General features: G+C 69.2%; 2 protein-coding genes. Both read left to right on the top strand.

Annotated features, from left to right (window positions below):
* The first annotated feature begins 212 nt into the window (after positions 1-212).
* Positions 213-1244, top strand: a complete 1032-nt coding sequence (locus F8271_RS30875) for a LacI family DNA-binding transcriptional regulator (protein ID WP_225854885.1) — start codon at positions 213-215, stop codon at positions 1242-1244.
* 77 nt (positions 1245-1321) lie between these two features.
* Entirely contained in the window at positions 1322-2626 is a 1305-nt protein-coding gene (locus tag F8271_RS30870; RefSeq protein ID WP_151493314.1) for an ABC transporter substrate-binding protein, read from the top strand.
* Positions 2627-2722: the final 96 nt, after the last annotated feature.

Genomic DNA, 2722 nt, shown 5'->3' with positions numbered 1-2722 from the left:
ACAGGAGCGGGAGGGCCACGCGCACGGCGCGGGAGGGCCACGCGCACGGCGCGGGAGGGCCACGCGCACGGCGGTGAATTCTTTTCGACATCGGCTATTGACGTCGCCGTAACAGGTGGCCTAGCGTCCTGTCGAACCGCTTCGTCGAACCGCTTCGACGAAGATTCGGGAGCGGTCCCACGCCTGGCCGGAGGAGGTGCGCGGTGGCCACCATGCACGACGTCGCGCGCCTCGCCCGGGTCTCGGTCAGCACCGTGTCGTACGTGCTCACCGGCACCCGCCCGATCTCCCAGGCCACCCGGGACAAGGTGCTCGCCGCCATGGCGGAGCTCGACTACCAGCCCAACGCGATGGCCCGCGGCCTGGCCAGCCGGCGCAGCCGGATCCTGGGCCTGCTGATGCCGATGGACGAGCGCGGCCTGGGTGCGACCGAAACCGCCTTCGTCACCGGCGCCGCCGCGGCGGCCAGCACCGCCGGCTACCACCTGGTGCTCTCGCCGGTCGGCGGTGGGGATCTCGACGACCTGCGGCGGCTGGCCACCCAGCGGATGCTCGACGGTGTCGTGCTGATGGAGGTGCAGCTCGCCGACGAGCGGGTCACGGTGCTCCAGGAGGCTGGCGTACCGCTGGTCCTGATCGGCCGCACCGGCGACACCAGCGCGCTCTCCTACGTCGACATCGACTTCGAGCAGACCGTACGGGAGGCCGTCGCGCACCTGGTCGGCCTGGGGCACCGGCGGATCGTGTACGTCAACCACTCCGCCGCCACGCTGGCCAGCGGCTACGGCCCGGCGCTGCGTACCCGGGACGCTTTCGTCTCGGCGATGACCGGGCACGGCCTGGAGCCCGTGATGATCGCGGCCGAGGACAGCGCCGCCGGCGGGCGGGCCGCCCTGGCCGCGGCGTTCGCGCAGGCGCCGGAGCTGACCGCCGTGCTGGCCATGAACGAGACCGCGATCTTCGGCATCCTCGGCGAGCTGACCGGGCGGGGGCTGTCGGTGCCCGACGACGTCTCGGTCGTCTCGATGGTCACCTCGCCGCAGGTCGCCGAGCTGGCCACCCCGGCGCTGACCGCGATGACGTCACCCGGATCGGCGCTCGGCCGGATCGCGATCGAGGCGCTGCTGCGCCATCTGGACGGCCCCGCCGGAGGGCGTCATCAGCAGTTGCTGCCGTGCGCGCTGGAGATCCGCGGATCGACGGCCGCGCCGCGAAGCCGCCAACCGATGGGGGCTGACCAGTAAAAACAGCCCGCCGCCGCGCTGCAACGCGACGACGGGCCCAGTGAAGTACCGCTAGATACTCAACGAGGAGGATAGCAATGCAGCGATTCCACCGGATCGTCGCCGCGATCGCCCTGGCGGCGACCGCGACGACCACCGTGGCCGCCTGCGGCGGTGGTGACAACGGGGACAACAGCGACGCCAAGACCCTCAAGCTCTGGCACTACGAGAGCGAGAACAGCGCCATGGGGGTCGGCTGGAACCGGGCGATCGAGATCTTCAAGTCCGAGCACCCGGGCGTCGAGGTGCGCTTCGAGCGCAAGGCGTTCGAGCAGATCCAGCAGAACGCTGGCATGATCATCAATTCGTCCGAGGGTCCGGACATCATGGAGTACAACAAGGGCAACGCGACGGCCGGCCTGCTGTCCTCCCAGGGCCTGCTCACCGACCTGAGCGCCGAGGCCGACAAGCGCGGCTGGGCCGGCAAGCTCAGCCCCAGCCTGCAGACCACCGCCCGGTACAGCGACAAGGGCGTGATGGGTACGGGCAACTGGTTCGGCGTGCCCAACTACGGCGAGTACGTGACGGTCTACTACAACAAGGACCTGTTCCAGCGCAACGGCGTCAAGGTCCCGACCAGCATGGCCGAGATGACTGCCGCGATGGACACCTTCGTCGGCAAGGGCGTCACCCCGCTGGGCATGGCCGGTGCCGAGTACCCGGCCGGGCAGCTGTTCTACCAGCTGGCCCTCTCGAAGGCCGACCGGCAGTTCGTGGACAACTACCAGCTCTACAAGAACCCGGTCGACTTCAAGGCCGACCCGCTGAAGTACGGCGCGGACACCTTCGCCGAGTGGGTCCGCAAGGGCTACGTCGCCAAGGACTCGGCGAGCCTCAAGGCCGAGGACATGGGCACCGCGTTCATCGCCGGCAAGACCCCGATGATCGTCTCGGGCAGCTGGTGGTACGGCCGCTTCAAGGCCGAGATGAAGGCCAACTGGGACACCTTCCTCTTCCCGGGCAACACCCTGCAGGCCGGCTCCTCCGGCAACCTCTGGGTGGTCCCGACGAACAGCAAGGCCAAGAGCCTGGCGTACGACTTCATCGACATCACCCTGCGTCCGGAGATCCAGGACCTGATCGGCAACAACGGTGGCGTCCCGGTGGCCGGTGACCCCGCGAAGATCAGCGACCCGAAGGACCGCAAGCTGATCGAGGACTTCAACACGGTCAGCAAGTCCGACGGCCTGGCGTTCTACCCGGACTGGCCGGTGCCCGGCTTCTACGACGTACTGGTCGGCGGCTTCCAGGGCCTGATCAACGGGTCCAAGTCCCCGGACCAGGTGCTCGACACGATCGCCAAGCCGTACGCCGATGGCGTCAAGGAGATCACCGGCAAGTGACACGGTGAGCGGCGGGCGTGACCGGCACGACCGGCGCGCCCGCCCGCCCCGCTGGGAAGGATCTTCCATGGCAGTCTCCGAGACCGTCGCCCCCAC

The organism is Micromonospora sp. ALFpr18c (assembly GCF_008868155.1).
Classification (GTDB): domain Bacteria; phylum Actinomycetota; class Actinomycetes; order Mycobacteriales; family Micromonosporaceae; genus Micromonospora.
The sequence above is the reverse complement of the archived record's forward strand: the minus strand, read 5'-3'. Positions and strand labels throughout refer to the sequence as shown.

Bases quoted from the DNA above. Each gene is read 5' to 3' on its own strand.
- F8271_RS30875 (WP_225854885.1), top strand. From the start codon at position 213: ATGCACGACGTCGCGCGCCTCGCCCGGGTCTCGGTCAGCACCGTGTCG.
- F8271_RS30870 (WP_151493314.1), top strand. From the start codon at position 1,322: ATGCAGCGATTCCACCGGATCGTCGCCGCGATCGCCCTGGCGGCGACC.